An 18,850-nucleotide genomic window follows, 5' to 3' on the forward strand; every position below is an offset into this window, starting at 1 on the left:
TCCTCGTGGGGTGGCAGGGACGCGGTGGGTGCGCTGTGCGCTGCGATGGCCATGTCAGGACACCGGGTTCCCGACGATGTTGGCGACGATGCCGCGGATGATGGTGGTGCCGTCTTCTCGGCTCAACTCGTCGTACCAGGCCTGCGTGACGGCCATGTCGACGCCGTGCGTCACGTCGGCGCGTTTCCGGGCACGCAGGACGAGTTCCGCCGTCCGCTCGTTGCGCCGGTTCTGGTAGCGGACGAGGGCGTCCTCGATGCCGAGGGTGTTCGTCTGCAGCGCCATCGCGAGCACGATGGCGTCCTCGAACGCCTGGCAACCGCCCTGCCCGATGTCGGGCGTCGTGGAGTGCCCCGCGTCGCCGAGCAGGGCCACGCGGCCCCGCGTCCAGGTCATGAACGGCTCGATGTCGTGGATCTCGACGCGGTTGGTGGACGCCGGGTCGAGCGTGCCGATGAGGTGCTGCACCGGCGGCGCCCAGCCGGCGAAGTACTCCGAGAGATCCGCCTTGTAGGCGTCCTTGTCCGGCGACAGCCCCAAGGGCAACGGCACGTCGAGGAAGAAGTAGAACCGCCCGTTCGCGATGGGCATGACGGAGGCGCGCTTGCCCTGCCCGACCCACGTCGTCCACTGATCCGCCGGCGCCAGGTCGGCCGAGATCGGCACGAGACCGTTGTAGTTCACGTAGCCGGAGTAGCGGCGCTCGGTGGGGCCGCCCAACACGTACTGCCGGACGGTCGAGTGAGCCCCGTCGGCGCCGATGAGGACGTCCCCCGTCGCGGTCGCACCGTTCTCGAAGTGGGCGGTCACGGTCTCCCCGTCATCCTCCACACCGACGAGGTTGTGGCCGAGGCGGATGTTCTCCGCGCCCACCTCGTCGAACAACATGGCCTGCAGTTCGGCCCGGGACACGGGGTAGGGCTTCTGGCCGACCTGCTCCACGAGCGGGTCGAGGCTGAACCGGCACAGGGTGTCCCCTGTCAGGCCGTCCACGTAGGCCAGGTTGTCCATGGGGCCGCCGAGAGCCTTCACCTTGTCACCCAACCCGAGGTAGTTGAGGCACTTGACCCCGTTGCTCCAGATCGAGATCGCCGCGCCGACCGGCCGGTTCTGCCGGACGCGCTCGTAGACGGTCACCTGGTGGCCGTGGGCCCGGAGGGCGAGGGCGGCGGTCAGGCCGCCCATGCCGGCGCCGATGACGAGAACCCTCATCAGTGCTCACCCTTTCCGCTCAGCATCTCCATCTCCCCCTCCTGCACCAGCCGTGGCGGCGCCGCGGCCAGGTGGCTGGGCTCGGGTGGGCGTCCGGGCGCCCACACGTTGAACACCAGGTTCAGCACCACGGCCACGATCGCGGCGGCGGAGATGCCGGAGTCCACGACGACCATCAGGCCCTCCGGCAGGGAGTGCCAGAACGAGGGCGACAGGTCGGGCAGCAGGCCGAACGCGATCGCGACCGCCACGATCAGCAGGTTCTGGTTGCCCTGGTAGTTGACCTTGCTGAGCGTGCGGATGCCCGATGCCGCCACGGTGCCGAACAGCGCGATGCCGACACCGCCGAGCACGGGGCTCGGGATGACCCGGACGACCGCGGCCAGCATCGGCGACAGCCCGAGCAAGGCCAACACGACGCCGCCGGCGGCCACCGCCCAGCGGGACCTGATGCCCGACAGCGCGAGCAGCCCGACGTTCTGGGCGAACGCCGTGGCGGGGAAGGTGTTGAACACCGGCGCCACCGCCGACGACAGCATGTCGGCGCGCAGGCCGTCGGACACCCGCCGGCTGTCGACGTGGGTGCCGATCACCTCGCCGACGGCCAGGATGTCGGCGGTCGTCTCGACCATGACCACGACCATCACGACCGTCATGGCGATGATGGCGCCGAGGGCGAACGTCGGCGTCCCGAACGCGAACGGCTGCGGGAGGGCGAAGGGCGCGGCGCCGGCCAGGTTCCACGTCGCCTGACCGGTGAACAGCGCAATGACGGTGCCGATGAGCAGCCCGAGCAGGATCGCCATGCGGCTCGTCGCCCGGATCTTGCTCAGCACGAGCACGACGGCGAGCGTGACGAGGGCCAGCGCCAGGTTGGCCCCGGAGGCGTAGTTCGGGTTCGGCGCTCCGTTCAGCGTCGCCTGCCCGGTGACCCAGCCTGCGGCCACCGGCATCAGCGACAGGCCGATCACCGTGATGATCGAGCCTGTCACCACCGGCGGGAAGAACCGCACGACCTGGGCGAAGAACGGCACGATCGCGAGGCACACCAGCGCGGCGACCAGGGTGGCGCCGAACGCGGCCCGCATGCCCTCCGCACCGTTGCCGGCGACGACGGTCAGCAGGGTCGAGACCGAGGCGAACGAGATGCCCTGGACGAGCGGCAACTGCGAGCCGAACCACGGCACGCCGACGGTCTGCAGCACCGTCGCAAGGCCACTCACGAACAGGCTGCAGGAGACGAGCAGCGCGATCTGCGGGCCCTCCAGGCCCGCGGCCCCGCCGATGATGAGCGGCACCGCGATGACGCCGCCGAACATGGCGAGGATGTGCTGGAGCCCGGCGCCGAGCAGGGTGGGCAGGGGAAGCTTCTCGTCCTCGGGCCGCGCCGGCGGCGCCTCGGTGACGGGATCGAGCGTGGTGGTCATGGACGGTCTCCTCGGACGGGATGTGGGCGGGGGGATGGGGGGGCGGCGTGGTCAGCTGCCGCGATAGGTGGAGTAGGCGAACGGGCTGAGCAGGAGCGGCACGTGGAGGTGGTCGTCCAGCGCGCCCACGAGGAAGTCGAGGGTGACGACGGGGAAGAAGGTGGGCGTCGCGCGGGCGGCGAAATACGGCCCCACCGCGAACTCGAGCCGGTGGTGCCCCGGTGCCAGACGTTCGGGACCCAGTGCGGCGATGCGGCCGTCACCGTCGGTCACGCCGGTGGCGACCTCCGCGCCGTCTCCGGTGAGCAGGCGGACGCCCACGCCCTCGGCCGGCAGACCGGTCGCGGCGTCGAGCACGTGGGTCGTGACGAGACTCATGGGAGCATCCCCTCCAGCCGGAGCAGCGCGATCTCGCGCAACTGGTCGGTCGTCTCCCGACGCTCGGACGCCGCGTCGAGCGCCAGGCGTCGGCGCGCCTCGGCGAGGATCTCCGCCCCCGAGCGACCGGCGGCACGGATGAGAAAGACGTGACCGAACCGCTGCTCGTGGGCGACGTTCGCGGCGTGCAGGTCGGCGGCGAGCGTGTCGCCCACGCCCGCCTGCTCGCGGCGCGCCAGCGCCGAATCGGCGTCGGCGTCCGTCACGGGGGGTCGCTCCCCGATCCGGGGGTGGGTGGCCAGGGCGGCCTCCACCTCCGCCCACGTCCAGCCCCACGACAACCGCTCGGCCACGGCCCGCGCCTCGGAGGCCGACGCCGGCGCCTCGGCGAGCACCGCGTCGGCCCACCGGGGAATGCGGGCGCAGGTGAGCAGCAGCGAGCGCAGCGCGTTCGCCTGCGGGAGCGCCCTGGGCGCCGCGAGCGAATCCTGACGGGGCATCGGTGAGCTCCTGACCGTGACGAAGAACGACACTCGAAACGGTAGGAAATGCGTGTTTCAGCAAACGGCGATGCCCATTACGCGGCGGTTTCAGCCAAATATATGATGCGGCCCGAACACCGGGGTGCGCAGATCAGCGCGTGCCGCCGGCCGAGGGCCATGCCTCGGTCAGCCAGGCGGCCATGCGCTCGACGTGCGCGGCGGCCAGTGCCTGGATCGGCTCCGGATCCCCTCCGGCGACGAACAGGGCCGTGAGCTCGGCATGGTCGGCGTGCAGCGCACGGACCCGGTCGGCCGGCAGCCGCACCATGGGCAGCGCGGGCCCGATCGCGTTGCTGGCCACCGCGATCATGTGGCACAACCGCGGCATCCCCGACGGCGCCACGAGCAACGTGTGGAACTGCCGGCTCTCGGCGTCCCAGGCCGCGACGTCACCACTCGCGAGCGCCGCGGACTGCCGCGCGAGGCTGACTCGGGCCGTCGCCCTGTCGTCCTCCCCCGCCCGCTCCAACGCCGGGCCGAGCGCCGCGGCCTCCAACGCGCGCCGCACGGTGTAGAGCTCGAGCAGGTCGGGCAGCCCCAGCCGGGCCACCCGGAACCCGCTGCCCGGGGTGTGTTCCACCAGACCCTCGGCCTGGAGCGTCTTGAGGGCCTCGCGGACGGGGATGTGGCTCACCTCGAAGCGCTGCGCGATCTGGTCCAGGGGCACCAGGGCCCCGGGGCCCGCGCGGCCGGCCACGAGGACGCGGCGCAGCTCCGCCACGATGTCGGCCTGCCTGCGTCCCCGCGGTTCGAGCGCCGCGACCAGCGCGGAGGCCCGGCCGGGTGCCCTCACCGGCCCCGCCGCAGGATGCGGCCGTCCGGCTCGGCGAGATCGTGACCGTCGAACACCGTCCGCCCGGCGCGCACGGTGCGCGACACGCTGCCCGAGAGCACGCGGCCGCTGTACGCGGAGAGCTTGTTGCGGTGCGCGAGCCGGCTCCCGTCGATGGCGATGGAGCGGCCCGGGCTGTACCAGATCAGGTCGGCGTCCATCCCGGCGGCGAGGTCGCCCTTGCCCGTCAACCCGGCCACCCGGGCCGGGCCGGCCGACATCCAGCGGCTCACCGTCTCGATGCCGAGGCCACGCTGCGCGGCGGCGTCCACCATGGTGGGGAACGTCACCTGCACGCTCGACACCCCACCCCAGGCCTGCGCCAGGTCTCCCCCGCCGCGGGTCTTCTCCTCCAGGGTCGAGGGCGAGTGATCGGACACCACGCAGTCAAGCACCCCGTCGACGAGCCCCGCCCACAGTTCCTCGCGGTTCCCGGGGTCGCGGATCGGGGGGCAGCACTTGAACTCCGCCGCCCCGTCCGGCACCGCCTGCGCGTCGAACACGAGGTAGTGCGGGCACGTCTCGGCCGTGAGCGGCAGCCCTTCGGCCTTGGCGGTCGCGATGGGCTCCAGCGCGCGGGCGCTGCTGACGTGCAGGATGTGGGCGCGGGTGCCGTGGCGCCGCACCGCCTCGATCACGGTGCGGACGGCCCGCACCTCGGCCTCGTCGGGCCGGCTGTCGACAAAGTCGGCGTAGTGGCGGCTCGACCACGGGGGCACCGCGCCCAGCACGTCCGGATCTTCGGCGTGCACGATCATCAGCCCGTCGAAGCCCGCGATCTCCGCCATCGCGGCGTCGAACGCGTCCGGGGCCAGGGGGGCGAACTCGGGCACCCCGGAGTCGACCAGGAAGCACTTGAACCCGTAGACGCCGTCGTCCCACAGCGCCTCCAGCCGGCCGAGGTTGCCGGGCACCGCACCGCCCCACATGCCGACATCGGTGAAGATCTGCCCGGCCGCCACGGCGCGCTTGACCGCCAGCGCATCGGTGTCGACGGTGGGCGGGATCGAGTTGAGCGGCATGTCGACCAGGGTCGCGATGCCCCCGTACGCGGCGGCCTCGGTGGCGGACGCGAACCCCTCCCACGACGTCCGGCCGGGTTCGTTGACGTGCACGTGGGTGTCGACGCAGGCCGGCAACAGCAGCGTGCCGTCCGGTGCGTTGACGACCAGCGCGCCCGAGGCGTCGTGGCCCGCGTCCATCCGCGCGTCGCGGGCCAGGGCGGCGTCGCGCTCGTCCCCGGTGCGCACCGCCGTGATCGAACCGGACGCGGTGTCGACCTCCACATCGGCCGGCACGAGCCGGCCCCCCACGAGGGTCTGCTCGGCACGGAAGATCTTGCGCACGGCTCAGCTCCGTTCGGTGGCGAGGACGGCCGCGGTGGCCGAGGTGAAGGCGTCCAGGGCGTCGGCGACGTCGTCCACGGTGACCGACTCGAAAGGAGTGTGGGAGATGCCGTCGAGGCAGCGGATGAACAGCATGCCCACCTCGGTGAGGTGGGCGACCGCCATCGCGTCGTGCCCCGCCCGGCTGTACAGCTCGGGCACCTCGACCGGCGGTACCGGCCCGGACGCCCGCGCCGCGGTTCCCGCGCCGGGTGCGGGGGCCGGATCCTCGGCCCCGGCGGCCAGCTCGACGCCGGCGACCGCGTCACGGATCACGTCCTGCAGCCACGGGGCGCAGACCACCGCCGGGGCCCGGTGCTCCTCGACCCAGTGGAACTGCAGGCCCCGCTCGTCGCACACGCTCGTGATGGTGGCCAGCATCTCCTCCCAGGCGGCGTCGCGGGCCGGGTCGTCCGCCGCCCGCAGGTCGAGGCTGAACTCGACGCGTCCCGGCACCACGTTCACTGCGCCGGGGTGGGCCTGGAGCTGGCCGACGGTGGCGATCACGTCGCGCCGCTTCGCGATGTCCTCCACCGCGATCACGGCGAAGCTGGCGCCCACCAGTGCGTCGCGGCGCCGGTCGTAGGGCGTCCCGCCGGCGTGGCGGGCTTCGCCGGTGACGGTCAGCGCGAACCGGCGCGCGCCAGCGATGGAGGTGACGACGCCGAGCGAGCGGCCGGCGTCCTGCAGCAGCGGCCCCTGCTCGATGTGGGCCTCGAGGTAGGCCACCACGTCGCTCGGTTCGCGCGCGGCGGCGCCCACCTGGTGGGGGTCGAGGCCGAAGTCGGCGAAGGCGCGGCGCAGGGTCATGCCCGCCTCGTCGGTCTGGTCGAACCAGGCGTCGTCCCACGTGCCCGCGAAGGCCCGGCTCCCCATGAGCGCCGAGCCGAAGCGCGCACCCTCCTCGTCGCTGAAGGCCACCACCTCAAGCGCGTGGGGGCTGGTCTCCATGCGGTTGCGGAGGCGGCGGGCTACGCCGAGGGCGAGCATCACACCGAGGGGGCCGTCGTAGCGGCCGGCGTCCGGCACCGTGTCGATGTGGGAGCCGAGGACGACCGCCGGAAGCCCCGGTTCGCGTCCTTCCAGACGGCCGCAGAGGTTGCCGGCGGCGTCCACCCAGGTGCGCAGGCCGGCCGAGCGCATCCATCGGGCGACCAGCGCGTTGGCCCACGCGTGCTCGGCGCTGAGGTGCAACCGGGTGATCGTGCCGGGCACGCTCGTGATGCCACCGAGTTCCTCACAGCGATCGAAGGCCAGGCGGGCGTCGGCGGGCACGGGGCTCACGCGTAGACCTCCTTGGCCGCCGCGACGCCGGCGCCCGGTGTGGGCGAGGCACCGGCCTCGCGGAGCGCCTGTTCGAGGGCCGCGAGGGTGAGGAGCACCGCATCGTGGCGGGCGTTGTACCCCATGGTGCCGATGCGCCAGACCCGGCCGTGCAGCGGCCCGAACGAGGTGCCGATCTCGATGCCGTAGTCGGTCAGCAGGCCCGCGCGCACGGCGTCGCCGTTCACCCCCTCGGGGATCTCGACGGCGACGACGTTGTGCATCTTGTGCGCCAGGTCGCCGAACGGAGTCAGGCCGAGGCCCCGCACGCCGGCGAGCATCGCCGCACCGTGCAGCGCGTGGCGATCGACGGCGGCATCGAGCCCCTCCTGCAGCAGCAGCCGGGCGCACTCGCGGGCGCCGTACAGCATCGTCGTGGCCTCGGTGTGGTGGTTGAGGCGGCGCGGCCCCCAGTAGTCGAGGATCATCCCGAGGTCGAAGTAGTTGGAGCGGATGCGCTCACCGGTGGCCACGTCCCCGGCCTCGCGGATGCCGGCCTCGACGTGACGCCGACCGTCGATCACCGCGAGCGCCGCCGGCGAGAGGCTGACCGGCGCGCTGCCCGACGGGCCGCCGAGACACTTCTGCAACCCCGCCGAGACCGCATCGAGCCGCCAGTCGTCCATCGCGAACGGGTTGCCGCCCACCGAGGCCGTGAGGTCGGCATAGAACAGGACGCCGTGTTCGGCGCAGATCCCGCCGAGATCGGCAAGAGGTTGGTTCATCGTGGTCGAGGTGTCGCCCTGCACGAGCGCCAGCAACGTGGGCCGCACCGCCACGATCGCCTGTTCGATCTGCTCGGGGGTGAAGACGGTTCCCCACGGCGTCTCGATGGTGTGGACCTCCGCGCCACATCGCTGGGCGATCTCGGCGAGCAGGTGGCCGAAGCGTCCGAACACGGGCACGAGGACGCGGTCGCCCGGGGAGAGCAGCGAGACCAGCACCGCCTCGATGCCCGCCCGCGACGTGCCGTCCACGAGCACCGTCGCGTCGTTCCGCGTCCGGAACACCTGCCGGTACAGCTCCTGGGTCTCGTTCATCGTGTCGGTCATCCACGGGTCGAACTGGCCCACCAACGCCGCCGACATCGCGCGCAGCACCCGCGGATCCGCGGTGATCGGGCCCGGACCCATGAGGAGGCGGTGCGGGGGATGGATGGGTTCTGCGGTCACCGGGAGGTCCTTCGGGTCGGCGTGCGGGCGGGGGGACGGCCGGCTGGGTCTTCGTGCCAGCGTGGGGGGTGGCGTTCGGGACGACGGTGGACACCGGCACCGCCCGGGGGTCCGGGTGGGTTAGGGTGACACCATTGGTCTGACCAACATACCAATGACCCGTGTCGGCGGTCCCGCCGCCCACCAGTCGGAACACACCTCGGGAGGACACCCCCATGCAGGCACCGGACGCCACGGCCGTGCTCCCCCGGCCACGCTCGATCAGCGGTGACGTCGCCGCGCGGCTCGAGCGCCACATCGCCACCGATCTGTCCCCCGGCGACCGCCTGCCGCCCGAACGGGAGCTCTGCACCACGTTCGGCATCTCGCGCGCCACGCTGCGCGAGGCGATGCACGCGCTCGAGGGGCGCGGACTGGTCGAGCGGCGTCCGGGCCGGGGCACGACCGTGCTCGCGCCGCCGCCCGACGCGCTCGGCGTCCAGTTCGTCGCCACGCAGGGGGCGAGCGCGGCCGAGATCGCCCACGTGGTGGAGCTGCGCCGCACCGTCGAGCCCGCCGTGGCCGAGCTCGCTGCCCGCCGCGCGACCGACCTCGACCTGGCACTGCTGGAGCAGACCCTGCTCGAGAGCCACGCCGGCCTGACGGCGTCCGAGGCGCTGGAACTCGACATCCGCTTCCACGAGCAGCTCGCCGCCGCGACCGGCAACCCCCTGCTCGCGAGCGTGTGCGAGGCCATGAACCACCTGGTGCACGACGTGCGCCTGCGGTCCCACGTGTCGCGCAGCGGGCGGCGCAACTCGATCGAGGGCCACCACCGGCTCTACGCGTGCGTCGCCGCCCATGACGCCGCCGGCGCGAAGCAGGCGATGCTCACCCACCTCGGCGAGGTGGCGGACGTGCTGGCGGGGTTGGACGCGCTCCTGGCGGCCGAGGCGTCCGCCGGTGCGGGCGGGGGTGCCGCGTGAGCCGGATCCTGCTGCGCGACGCCGGGGACATCCCCGGCGACCACTACCTGCCCGCCCGCGCCGAGGAGCTGTTCTGGGGACGCCTGCCCTCCGATGCGGACGCCCCGCTGCTGACGGTGCGCCCCGGGGAGTCGGTGACCATCGACACGGTGAGCCACGAGGGGCTGTTGGAGGACCAGGGCCGCGACCCCCGCGCCTTCTTCGGGCGCCACGGCGTGCCGGCCGAACTGGTGCTGCCCGAGGCGTCCGAGCTGGCGGCCTCCACCCATCCCCACGACCCGGGTGTGGACGGCCCGCACGTCGTCACGGGGCCGATCGCCGTGACGGGGGCCCGTCCGGGCGACCTGCTGGCCCTGACCGTGGAACGGCTCGACCGCCGCGTCGACTACGGCGTGATCAGCAACCGGCACGGCCGCGGTTCCCTGGCGGGGGAACTGCCCGAGCAACCGGGCACGGTGAGCGTGTTCACCCCCGTGGTCGAGGACGCCTCCGGGGCGCACGGCGAGCTGCCGCTGTCCGGCGCAGCGGACGCGGGCCGCGTCCGGTTCCCGCTCGCGCCGTTCCTCGGGATCATGGGCGTGGCGACCCCCGGGGAGCGCCTGCACTCGGTGCCGCCCGGTCCCCACGGCGGCAACCTCGACATCGCCCTGCTGGTGGAGGGCGCGACGCTGTACCTGCCGGTCCAGGTGCCGGGAGGGCTCGCCCACGTCGGCGACCCCCACTTCGCCCAGGGGGACGGCGAGGTGTGCCTCACCGCGTTGGAGGCCTCCCTGCGGGCCACCCTGCGGTTCGACGTGGTGCCGGCCGGGGACGCCGCGGCCCGCTTCGGCGAGCTGCTCGGGCCGCTGGCGGAGACCGCGGAGTATCTGGTGCCGACCGGGCTGGACCCCGACCTGGACGTCGCGACGCAGAACTGCGTGCGCGCCGCGTTGGGGTTGCTGCAGGCCCGCCACGGCATGGACCGTCACCTCGCCTACGCCTACCTCTCGGCCGCCACCGATTTCAACATCTCGCAGGTCGTGGACCTGGTGAAGGGCGTCCACGCTCGCATCCGGAAGGCCGACTTCGCATGAACCCCGCCCGCGTGGAAGCCGCCCGCTGGCGGGCCGACAACCCCGACGCCCCGGCCGGGCTGCTCGAGGCATTCTGCGCCTACGAGGACGCGCTGATGGCCGACGACCTGGCCGTTCTGGACGACCTGTTCGCCGACGCCCCCGGCACGCTGCGCGGCGACCCCGAGGGGCTGCTGGTGGGCCATGCCGCGATCGGGGCGTTCCGTGCGGTGCGCGGCGGCGCGCCGGCCCGCACCCTGGCTGCGGTGCGTGTGGTGGGCACCGGCGAGACGGCGGTCGTCGTGGCCGTGACCGAGCCCACGCGCGGCGGCCACGGGCTGCAGACCCAGGCCTGGCGGCGTGGGGCGGACGGGGCCTGGCGCATCGACGTCGCCCACGTGGCTCCGCCGCCGGTCACCTTCGACGCCTCGGTGTGGCGCGTGGTGGGCGATCCGCTGGCGTTCCCGACCGGGGCGGGCCCGCTCACCGGTGAGAGCGTCGCGGTGAAGGACCTGTTCGCCGTGGCCGGCCACCGGGTCGGGGCGGGCGTCCCGGCCTGGCTCGCCGAGCAGGAGCCGGCGGCGTCCGACAGCGTGGCGGTGGCGCTGCTGCGCCAGGCCGGGGCATTGATCCGGGGCATCGCGCGCACCGACCAGTTCGCCTACAGCCTCGCCGGCGACAACCCCCACCACGGCACGCCGGTCAACCCGGCCGTCCCCGGGGCCCTGCCGGGCGGTTCGTCGAGCGGCAGCGCGGTGGCGGTGAGCCTCGGGGCCGCGACGATCGGCCTGGCCACCGACACGGCCGGCTCGGTGCGGGTGCCGGCGTCCTACCAGGGCCTGTGGGGGTGGCGGCCCACCCACGGTGGGGTGCCCACCGGCGGCCTGCTGCCGCTGGCCCCCGATTTCGACACCGTCGGGCTTCTCACCCGAGAGCCGGACCTGCTGCGCCGCGCCGCAGCCGTGCTGCTCGGTGATTCGGCCGGCACGCAGACGTGCGGGGAGCGTGTCCGCCCCGCCACGCTGCCCGGGGTGGCTGCATCGGCCCGGGCCGCCTTCGAGGCCTGGGCGGACGCCGCGGGCCTCGGCATCATCGAGCTGCCCGACCTCGCCGAGGCCGCCGAGGCGTTCCGCGTCCACCAGGCATGGCAGGCGTGGCAGGCGCACGGCCGCTGGCTCACCTCCCACCCCGGGGCGGTGCTCGGAGCGGCCGGCCAGCGGTTCGCGGCGGCGGCGTCCGTCACCGTGGCCGAGGACCGGGCGGCGCGCGCCACGCTGGCCCGTTGGCGCACCACCCTGGACGCGACGCTCGGCGACGCGACGCTGGTGGTGCCCTCGGCGGCGTCCGCCGCGCCGCGACGCTGGGCCACCCCGGAGCAGGTGGACGCGCACCGTGCCGCGACCTTCGGCCTCACGTGCATCGCGGGCATCACGGGGCGGCCCGCCATCTCCGCTCCCCTGCTGACCACCCCCACCGGGCCGGTCGGAGTGTCGTTCATCGGCCCACGGGCGAGCGACCTGGCACTCCTCGCGGAGGCCGCCACGCTGCCGGTGGGGGTCAGCCCGCCGGGATGACGAAGGTCGAGAACGAGTCCGCCGGCAGCGTCGGGGTGAAGAGTTCCCCGGCCAGGAGGAACGACATCGTCATCGGCTCGGCCATCTCGTTGGCCACCACCACGACGATCGAGCCGTCCGGGTTCTGGAAGGCGAGCTGGTTCTCGTGCCCGGTCCAGCTGAACGTCGGGATGCGCACGGCATCGGGCTGCAGGAAGTGCGCCACGTGCTTGAGCAGGTGGTACTCGTGGGTGAAGCGCGCCGTCCGCGCGTCCGGATCAACGACCACGAGCGAGTTCTGCGCCCAGCCCCACCGGCTGACACCACCCTCGAGGAGCGCCAGGTTCCAATAGGCGTACGACGTGACGCCGTGGCCGAAGAAGTGCTTCATCAACGACCAGGCGTGGCGGCAGAAGCGCCAGTCGTTGCGCCCGTCCCCGCACTCCTGCTCGGTCTGGTAGAGCTCCAGCTCGGGGTGGGCGTGGTGGACGGGGCCGATCGACCCCTTGCCCGCCCACTGGAACCCGACCCCGGCGATGTGGGCCCCGGCGTCCGGATCGGCCAGCACCTGCTCGACCTGCTCGTCGTGAGGCCGCTCCTGGGTGCCGAGAAACACGCGGACGCCGCGGCGCGCCATCTGCGGGCCCAGCTCGGCCACGAACGCGGCCAGCCCCGGCGGCGTCCACGTGCAGCTGGGGAACACCTGCGGGGAGTTGAACTCGTTCTGCGGCATCACCATCTCGATCGCGATGCCCTCGGCGGCGTAGGCGTCGATGAAGGCGCCGAAGTAGCGGGCGTAGGCGTCCAGGTAGGGGGGCTCGAGCCGGAAGGTGTCGGTGCCCTCGAGGGCCACCTGCTCGGGCCGCAGGCCGTTCTCGGCGTTCTGGAACGGGCTGGGCTGGGCGCACGCGTAGTGGCCGTTGCGCTTCATCCACACCGGCGGGCTCCAGGGCGACGCCCACAACCGCAGCTCGGGCTGGTGCCGCTGGGCCGCCCGGATGAACGGCACCAGGGTCTCCCGGTCGTGGTCGATGCTGAAGTGCTCCAGGGCGAAGTCGCCGTCCACCTCGTCGTAGGAGTACCAGTCGCGGGAGAAGTCGTTGGCGCCGACCGGCATGCGGCACAGGCTCAGATTGAGCCCGGCACCGGGGGCGAAGAAGTCCGCGAGGATGGCCTCCCGGTCGTCATCGGGCAGCAGCGCCAAGGCGTCCCACCCGAGCTCGTTGAAGCACCCGCCGATGCCGTCGATCCGCTGCTGGGGGTGCTCCGGGTCGAGGAACACGTTCGGCATTCCCGTCACCGGGCCGAAGCCCACCGGATCCTGCTCCACCCACGCGTCGTCCTGCGTGGTGGTCACCCACCGGATGGCGCGGCCACCCCCGGTCGCTGCTGTCTCACCCATCGTCGCACCCTCCTTGCGGGCTGCGGGCCCCGCGTCCCCAGCCTAGGACCCGGGGCCGGGCCGCGTGCCCCCGAAGCCAGGACGGGGCTCAGCGGTGGTAGCCGCTGATCGGCCCGATCCAGTCCTCGGGGTTGACGAACCCGCCGTTGACCGTGACGCAGAAGTGCAGGTGGGGTTTGGTGACCGACCCGGTGGCACCCATGTACCCGATCAGTTGCCCGCGGGCCACCCACTGGCCGTTCGCGACGGCATAGCTGTTGAGGTGCAGGTAGCGCGTCGTCACGTCACCGAACTGGCCGTGGCGCAGGTAGAGGGAGTTCCCGCCCCCGGACGTCCAGCTCCGGAGGTACACCTGACCGTCGGCGGCGGCCACCACGGGCTGGCCGGTGGTGTTGCCGAGGTCGACGCCGTTGTGGAGAGTCCACTTCTTGGTGATGGGGTGCAGCCGCATGCCGAACGGGCTCGTCGGGGAGCCGTTGGTGCCGGCCGGCTGCTGCATCCGGTGGGCGGGGGCCGGCGGTGGGGGCGGGGGCGGCGGCGGTTGCGGGATCGGCGCCAGCTGCCCCTGCGAGGCGGGCAGGCCGAGGCCCGCCAGCCCCTGCAGCCGGAACAGGAAGGCGGCCATTGCGTCGCGACGCACCGGGTCGTAGGGACGGAACGTGCCGTCGGGGTGGCCCGTCGACACCCCGGTGGACGCCAACCAGGCGATCTCGGCGCGGAACGGGTTGCTCGCCACGACGTCGCTGAACGCCTCGCTGGCACCGCCCCCCGGCGAGCCGGAGAGGCGGTGGAGGAACGCCGCCATCGCCTCGCGCTGCACGCTCGCGTCCGGGCGGAACCAGCGCTGGTGGTTCTCCACCCAGCCGCTCGTGATGCGGCGGTCGGCCAACCACTCGATCTCGTGGAAGAAGGGGTGGTGGCGCGGGACGTCGGCGAAGGTGGGCGTGCCCGGGGCCGTGTACGACGGCGCCCCGGCGAGGCGGTAGAGGAAGGCCGCGACGGCGCCACGGCTCACCTCCTCCAACGGGCGGTACGTGCCGTCCGGCCAGCCGTTCGCGACCCCCACGGCGTGCAGCCACTCGATCTCGGTGAGGAAGGCATCACCGGCACGCACGTCCGCCAGCGGACGCGCGGTGCTCACCGGTGCCGTCGAGCGATGCAGCACGACGCCCGCATCCTGCGACCACGCGACCTGCAGGCGGACGAACCCGGCGCCGCACACACCTGCCTCACACCGCACCGGCTGCGTCGCGGGCCCGGTGCGGGCCTCGCCGAGATCCGACGCCGCGGCGGCCACGGCGGCGGGCCCGGCGTCCGCCGCGGCCGTGAGGCCGTCGGCAGGCAGCGTGGGCTCCGGCGTCGGAGTGCTCGGCGTGGGCTCCGGCGTCGGAGTGCTCGGCGGCGTGGGCTCCTGCGTCGGCGTGCTCGGCGGTGTGGGAGTGCTCGCTGCCTCGGGGATCGCCGTGGCCGTCGGCGTCCCGGCCGGCACCGGCGTCGTGGCCAGGGCGAGCCCGCCCGGGCCCAGCAGGGGCGCCACCAGCGCCAGCGCGGCCACCACCACGGCCCTGTGGATCGTTCTCGGGGACACCCGTCCTCCTCGCTCGTGGTGCGGCCCCGGCCGGCATCCCTGCCGCCCCGACCGCTGAGAACTCTTGGGGTTTTCTCAGTGTGCCGTACTGGAACGCCGGAAACCACTCAGCATCCGTCCCAGAATTTCGGTTTAACAGCGCGCACCGCCACCGCGCGGCCGAGGCCAGCCGCCCCCGCCGTCGTGCCTAGCCGGGCTAGGGTGGCCCGGTGATCGCCGAGGTGCTGGGGTACGGGTGGCCGATGCTGGCGGCGATGGCCGCGGCGGCCGTGGTGATCGGCTTCTCCAAGACGTCGTTCGGAGGCATCGCCGGCATCTCGGTCGCGATCTTCGCCCTGGCGATGCCGGCGCGCGAGTCGACCGCCGCCGTCCTGGTGCTGCTGCTGGTCGGCGACGCCGTGGCGATCCTCCGGTATCGCACCGTCTCGTGGCGCCTCCTGCTGCGCCTGGTGCCGAGCGTCCTGCCGGGGCTGCTGCTGGGCGCCCTGTTCATGGCCTTCGTGAGCGACGGCGTCATGCGACGCACGATCGGGCTGCTGCTGCTGGCGATGGTGCTGCTCCAGCTGTGGCAGCGGCGGCGTCCCGCCGCGCCCGAGACGGAGGTCGGCGAGCCCCACCCCGCACGGACGATCGGCACCGGCGTCGCCGCCGGTTTCACCACCATGACCGCCAACGCCGCGGGGCCCGTCATGGCCCTGTACTTCCTGGCCGCCCGCATCGACAAGGTGCGCTTCATCGGCACCAACGCCTGGTTCTTCGCCCTGATCAACCTGGCCAAGGTGCCGCTGACCGCGGCCCTGGGGCTGTTCACACCGGCCCACCTGCTGCTGGACCTGCTGCTGGTGCCGGCCGTCCTGCTCGGCTGCGCCCTCGGCATCGCGGTGATCCGGCGCGTCTCCCAGCGCCAGTTCGAGGTCGTCACCCTCATCGCATCGGCACTGTCGGCGGGTCTGTTGCTGCTGCGCTGAGGCGCACCGGCCGATCCTGCACCCGCCCGATCCGCCACCCGCCCTGGTCGCTCCTCTCGGCCAGGTCCTGCTCCGCGAGGTGGGCCAGCACGGCCAGGCACGCGGGCAGGGCCAGGCCGGACCGGAGCGCGACGTCGCCGGCATCGCGCCCGCCCCGGCTAGGCAGTGCCTCATAGACGGCCCGCTCGGGGGCGTCCAGGTGGTCGAACAACCGATCCTGGGGCGGACGTCCGGGCGCGAGTTCGCCGAAGCGCCCCACCTGCTCACGGATGTCCTCGACCCGTTCGACCAGGACGGCCTCCCCACCCCGGATCAACCGGTGCGGCGTGGCCGAGGTCGCCGACCCGACCGGTCCGGGCACCGCCATCACCGGTCGACCGCAGGCCGAGGCCCAGGTCACGGTGTTCCGCGCCCCGCTGCGCAGCGCCGCCTCGACGATCACGGTCCCGAGCGACAGGGCGGCGATGATGCGGTTCCGGGAGAGGAAGCGGCGCCGCGACGGCGTCTCACCGGGCGCGTTCTCCGACACCACCACGCCGGTGTGGGCGATGCGGCCGAGCAGCGCCTCGTGGGCCTTCGGGTAGGGGGTGTCGAGCCCGCCGGCCAGCACCGCGACCGTCGGCCCGTCCTCGGCCAGTGCGCCGCGGTGGGCGGCGGCGTCGATGCCGAAGGCGGCCCCGGAGACCACGGTGAGCGGCGTCCCGTGGGGCCGCCCGGCGGCGAGGTCGGCCGCCAGATCGCACGCGAGCCGCTCCCCGTACGCGGTCGAGGCCCGCGACCCGACCAGGGCCACGGACGAGCGCGTGAGCTCCGCCAGTGATCCCTGCCCGCACACCCACAGGCCGAGCGGCACGCCCCGGGATCCCTGGACCGGCTCGCAGTACTCCAGCGGCGCCAGCTGCTCGGGCCACTCGTCGTCGCCCGGAACCACGAACCGCAGGCCGTGCCGGTGCATGAGCATGTGCACGCCGCGGAGGTCGAGCGCCGCGGCCCGCCGCCGCCACGCCCCGTCCGGGCCCGGCCGCAGCAACTGCTCCCACACCGCCGGCGCCCCGAACTCGCGGAGCAGCGGTCCGATCGCCGGGTCCCCCGGCTCCACCACGCAGGCCAGCCGCATCCGGGCGCCCCGCTCGTCGTCTTCGTCAAGCACAACCACTCACCTTCTCCAGGTCGGGCCCACCGCTGCGCATGGCCAACGCGGTGAGCAGATGGGCGCGGGCCGGACGGTCCGCACCCGCGAGATCGGCGACGGTCCAGGCGATCCGCATCACCTTGTCGACGCCCCGGGCGCTGAGCCGCCCCCGGGCGACCGCCTGGTCGACCAGCTCCACCCCCTCCGGCAACGGCAACTCACGGCGCAGCCAGGGCCCGGGGACCGCAGCGTTCGTCGTCCACGGCAGCCCCGCCAACCGGGCCCGCTGCCGCTCGCGGGCGCCGAGGACGCGCGCCGCGACGGTCGCCGTGTCCTCCGCCGTGCCCCGGGAGGCGCGCAGGTAGGACTGCGTCATCGGCCGCAGGTGACAGGTGATGTCGACCCGGTCGAGGATCGGCCCGGACAGCCGGTCGCGGTAGCGCCGCACCGCCGTCGACGAACAGGTGCACTCCATGCCGCTCGTCTCCCGGTTGCCGCACGGGCAGGGGTTGGCGGCGAGCACCAGCTGGAAACGCGCCGGGTAGGTCGTCTGCGCCTGGGAGCGGATGAGCACGACCTGGCCCGACTCCAGCGGTGTCCGCAGGGCCTCCAGCGCCGCCGAGCTGAACTCAGGGGCCTCATCCAGGAACAGGATTCCGTGATGGGCCAGCGACACCGCGCCGGGCGAGGCGATGCGCGAGCCGCCGCCCACCAGGGCCGCCACGGTCGCCGTGTGATGGGGCGCCGCGAACGGGGCGCGCCGCACCAAGCCGTGCTCCAGGCCCAGCCCGCACACCGACCGCAGCGCGGAGACCTCCAGCGACTCGACCGGCCCGAGCTCGGGCAACAGCCCCGGCAACCGCTCGGCCAGCAGCGTCTTGCCCACCCCGGGCGGCCCGTGCAGGTGCAGGTGGTGCCCCCCGGCCGCCGCGACCTCGACCGCCCAGCGCGCCTCGAGTTGGCCGGCGACGTCCGCCAGGTCGAGCGCGGGCGCCGGATCGGCCGGGTCCGCCACCTCGGGAAGCCTGGGTGGGGGCGGCGCCCCCCGCAGCACCGCGACGAGCTCGGCGAGCGTCTCGACACCCACCACCTCCAGCCCCTCGACCAGCCGCGCCTCGGCCGCCTGCGCCGCCGGCACCACCGCGTGGTGACACCCCGCCCGCTGTGCGGCCAGCACCGACGGCAACACGCCGCGCACCGGACGCACCCGACCGTCGAGCGCCAGCTCTCCGAGCACGACGCACCCGGCGAGGCGCTCGGGCGGCACCTCCCCCGCCGCGCACAAAACGCCCGCCGCGATGGCGAGGTCGTAGTGGCTGCCCGACTTCGGCAGCGTCGCCGGGGAGAGGTTGACCGTGACGAGCTGCGCCGGCCACGGCACACCGAGGTGGGCCATCGCCGCCCGACACCGGTCGCGCGCCTCGTTCAGCGCCGCGTCCGGCAGCCCGACGATCACCGTGCGCGGCAGCCCGTTGCCCAGGGCGACCTCCACCTCCACGAGCGTCGCCTCCAACCCCACGAGCCCCACCGACAACGCCAGCCCGAGCTTCACCCGTCCACCCCGCTGACATGCTGGATCGACGCGGTGCCGTCGGGGTGCACCAGCACGCCGAAGGCGTCGACCCGGAGACCGCCCAGGCCGACGCCCTGCGCCCGCGCCCACGCCGCGGCGAGCCGCCGGAGCCGCCGCGCCTTGGCCCATGTCACCGCCTCCAGCGGGCTGCCGTAGCCGAGACCCCGGCGCGTCTTCACCTCACACACCACGGCCACGCCGGCCGGGTCGGTCGCCACGAGGTCGATCTCTCCCTCGGCGCAGCGCCAGTTGCGGGCCAGCACGCACCAGCCGCGCCGTTCCAGATGGGCGGCCACCAGATCCTCACCGCGGCGCCCCACCGTCATTCGTTCGTCCGTCACGCCCT

At 73.8% G+C, this 18,850-nt stretch carries 17 protein-coding genes; 4 read left to right on the forward strand and 13 right to left on the reverse strand.

All coding sequences use genetic code 11. From position 1 onward, the window contains the following. Window positions 1–54: 54 nt before the first annotated feature. The 8 genes from hpxO to IFY26_RS14490 form a co-directional block, all read right to left on the reverse strand. Complete coding sequence (gene hpxO / locus IFY26_RS14455; RefSeq protein WP_232549705.1) at window positions 55–1,212, reverse strand: FAD-dependent urate hydroxylase HpxO; 1,158 nt, start codon at window positions 1,210–1,212, stop codon at window positions 55–57. Further along, window positions 1,212–2,639: a nucleobase:cation symporter-2 family protein gene (locus IFY26_RS14460; protein WP_232549706.1), complete on the reverse strand. Its 1,428-nt coding sequence runs from the start codon at window positions 2,637–2,639 to the stop codon at window positions 1,212–1,214. The genes hpxO and IFY26_RS14460 overlap by 1 nt, the downstream gene beginning before the upstream one ends. Before the next feature lie 51 nt (window positions 2,640–2,690). Next, window positions 2,691–3,017: a hydroxyisourate hydrolase gene (gene uraH, locus IFY26_RS14465; protein WP_232549707.1), complete on the reverse strand. Its 327-nt coding sequence runs from the start codon at window positions 3,015–3,017 to the stop codon at window positions 2,691–2,693. Continuing rightward, a complete protein-coding gene (locus tag IFY26_RS14470) occupies window positions 3,014–3,517 on the reverse strand; it encodes a 2-oxo-4-hydroxy-4-carboxy-5-ureidoimidazoline decarboxylase (protein ID WP_232549708.1) in 504 nt (167 codons plus the stop codon). Before IFY26_RS14470 ends, uraH begins: the two co-directional genes overlap by 4 nt. Before the next feature lie 133 nt (window positions 3,518–3,650). Beyond that, window positions 3,651–4,352 carry a GntR family transcriptional regulator gene (locus IFY26_RS14475; RefSeq protein WP_232549709.1) on the reverse strand — a complete coding sequence of 234 codons (702 nt, stop codon included), beginning with the start codon at window positions 4,350–4,352 and terminating at the stop codon, window positions 3,651–3,653. After that, window positions 4,349–5,737 carry an allantoinase AllB gene (gene allB / locus IFY26_RS14480; protein ID WP_232549710.1) on the reverse strand — a complete coding sequence of 463 codons (1,389 nt, stop codon included), beginning with the start codon at window positions 5,735–5,737 and terminating at the stop codon, window positions 4,349–4,351. The genes IFY26_RS14475 and allB overlap by 4 nt, the downstream gene beginning before the upstream one ends. 3 nt (window positions 5,738–5,740) lie before the next feature. Continuing rightward, a complete protein-coding gene (locus tag IFY26_RS14485; protein ID WP_232549711.1) occupies window positions 5,741–7,060 on the reverse strand; it encodes a Zn-dependent hydrolase in 1,320 nt (439 codons plus the stop codon). Further along, window positions 7,057–8,271: a pyridoxal-phosphate-dependent aminotransferase family protein gene (locus IFY26_RS14490; protein ID WP_232549712.1), complete on the reverse strand. Its 1,215-nt coding sequence runs from the start codon at window positions 8,269–8,271 to the stop codon at window positions 7,057–7,059. The genes IFY26_RS14485 and IFY26_RS14490 overlap by 4 nt, the downstream gene beginning before the upstream one ends. Window positions 8,272–8,486: 215 nt before the next feature. Here IFY26_RS14490 and IFY26_RS14495 point away from each other — a divergent pair, with 215 nt between their 5' ends. From IFY26_RS14495 to IFY26_RS14505, 3 genes are read left to right on the forward strand one after another with little or no spacing between them, the layout of a single operon-like run. Next, window positions 8,487–9,236, forward strand: coding sequence for a FadR/GntR family transcriptional regulator (locus IFY26_RS14495; RefSeq protein ID WP_232549713.1), 750 nt, complete (start codon window positions 8,487–8,489; stop codon window positions 9,234–9,236). Then, window positions 9,233–10,309, forward strand: a complete 1,077-nt coding sequence (locus IFY26_RS14500; RefSeq protein WP_232549714.1) for an acetamidase/formamidase family protein — start codon at window positions 9,233–9,235, stop codon at window positions 10,307–10,309. Before IFY26_RS14495 ends, IFY26_RS14500 begins: the two co-directional genes overlap by 4 nt. Then, on the forward strand, window positions 10,306–11,862 hold the full coding sequence (locus IFY26_RS14505; RefSeq protein ID WP_232549715.1) for an AtzH-like domain-containing protein: 1,557 nt from the start codon (window positions 10,306–10,308) through the stop codon (window positions 11,860–11,862). The genes IFY26_RS14500 and IFY26_RS14505 overlap by 4 nt, the downstream gene beginning before the upstream one ends. On the opposite strand, the gene IFY26_RS14510 is transcribed toward IFY26_RS14505, so the two are convergent. Next, the gene (locus IFY26_RS14510) at window positions 11,846–13,243 is read right to left on the reverse strand and encodes a glycoside hydrolase family 30 protein (protein ID WP_232549716.1); all 1,398 of its coding nucleotides are present in this window, start codon (window positions 13,241–13,243) and stop codon (window positions 11,846–11,848) included. The two genes, IFY26_RS14505 and IFY26_RS14510, sit on opposite strands and share 17 nt — an antisense overlap. An 88-nt stretch (window positions 13,244–13,331) precedes the next feature. Continuing rightward, the gene (locus IFY26_RS14515) at window positions 13,332–14,831 is read right to left on the reverse strand and encodes a peptidoglycan DD-metalloendopeptidase family protein (protein ID WP_232549717.1); all 1,500 of its coding nucleotides are present in this window, start codon (window positions 14,829–14,831) and stop codon (window positions 13,332–13,334) included. A 209-nt stretch (window positions 14,832–15,040) separates the two neighbouring features. On the opposite strand from IFY26_RS14515, the gene IFY26_RS14520 reads away from it, so the two are divergent. Beyond that, on the forward strand, window positions 15,041–15,799 hold the full coding sequence (locus IFY26_RS14520) for a sulfite exporter TauE/SafE family protein (protein ID WP_232549718.1): 759 nt from the start codon (window positions 15,041–15,043) through the stop codon (window positions 15,797–15,799). Here the strand turns inward: IFY26_RS14520 and IFY26_RS14525 are convergent. Genes IFY26_RS14525 through IFY26_RS18275 form a run of 3 tightly spaced genes read right to left on the reverse strand, consistent with a single transcriptional unit; the run spans window position 15,756 to window position 18,845 of the window. Then, the gene (locus IFY26_RS14525; protein WP_232549719.1) at window positions 15,756–16,949 is read right to left on the reverse strand and encodes a DNA-processing protein DprA; all 1,194 of its coding nucleotides are present in this window, start codon (window positions 16,947–16,949) and stop codon (window positions 15,756–15,758) included. The genes IFY26_RS14520 and IFY26_RS14525 overlap by 44 nt on opposite strands. Beyond that, on the reverse strand, window positions 16,942–18,483 hold the full coding sequence (locus IFY26_RS14530) for a YifB family Mg chelatase-like AAA ATPase (RefSeq protein ID WP_463366325.1): 1,542 nt from the start codon (window positions 18,481–18,483) through the stop codon (window positions 16,942–16,944). The genes IFY26_RS14525 and IFY26_RS14530 overlap by 8 nt, the downstream gene beginning before the upstream one ends. Then, window positions 18,480–18,845, reverse strand: coding sequence for a YraN family protein (locus IFY26_RS18275; protein ID WP_232549720.1), 366 nt, complete (start codon window positions 18,843–18,845; stop codon window positions 18,480–18,482). The genes IFY26_RS14530 and IFY26_RS18275 overlap by 4 nt, the downstream gene beginning before the upstream one ends. Between the last annotated feature and the right edge of the window lie 5 nt (window positions 18,846–18,850).

It is taken from the genome of Propioniciclava soli, from assembly GCF_014858005.1.
In the GTDB taxonomy this organism is placed as follows: Bacteria; Actinomycetota; Actinomycetes; order Propionibacteriales; family Propionibacteriaceae; genus Propioniciclava; species Propioniciclava soli.

What these genes read in the sequence shown, in the direction of transcription:
- IFY26_RS14495 (WP_232549713.1), top strand. Translation starts at nt 8,487, where the DNA reads ATGCAGGCACCGGACGCCACGGCCGTGCTCCCCCGGCCACGCTCGATC.
- IFY26_RS14460 (WP_232549706.1), bottom strand. Translation starts at nt 2,639, where the DNA reads ATGACCACCACGCTCGATCCCGTCACCGAGGCGCCGCCGGCGCGGCCC.
- IFY26_RS14505 (WP_232549715.1), top strand. Translation starts at nt 10,306, where the DNA reads ATGAACCCCGCCCGCGTGGAAGCCGCCCGCTGGCGGGCCGACAACCCC.
- IFY26_RS14510 (WP_232549716.1), bottom strand. Translation starts at nt 13,243, where the DNA reads ATGGGTGAGACAGCAGCGACCGGGGGTGGCCGCGCCATCCGGTGGGTG.
- hpxO (WP_232549705.1), bottom strand. Translation starts at nt 1,212, where the DNA reads ATGAGGGTTCTCGTCATCGGCGCCGGCATGGGCGGCCTGACCGCCGCC.
- uraH (WP_232549707.1), bottom strand. Translation starts at nt 3,017, where the DNA reads ATGAGTCTCGTCACGACCCACGTGCTCGACGCCGCGACCGGTCTGCCG.
- IFY26_RS14470 (WP_232549708.1), bottom strand. Translation starts at nt 3,517, where the DNA reads ATGCCCCGTCAGGATTCGCTCGCGGCGCCCAGGGCGCTCCCGCAGGCG.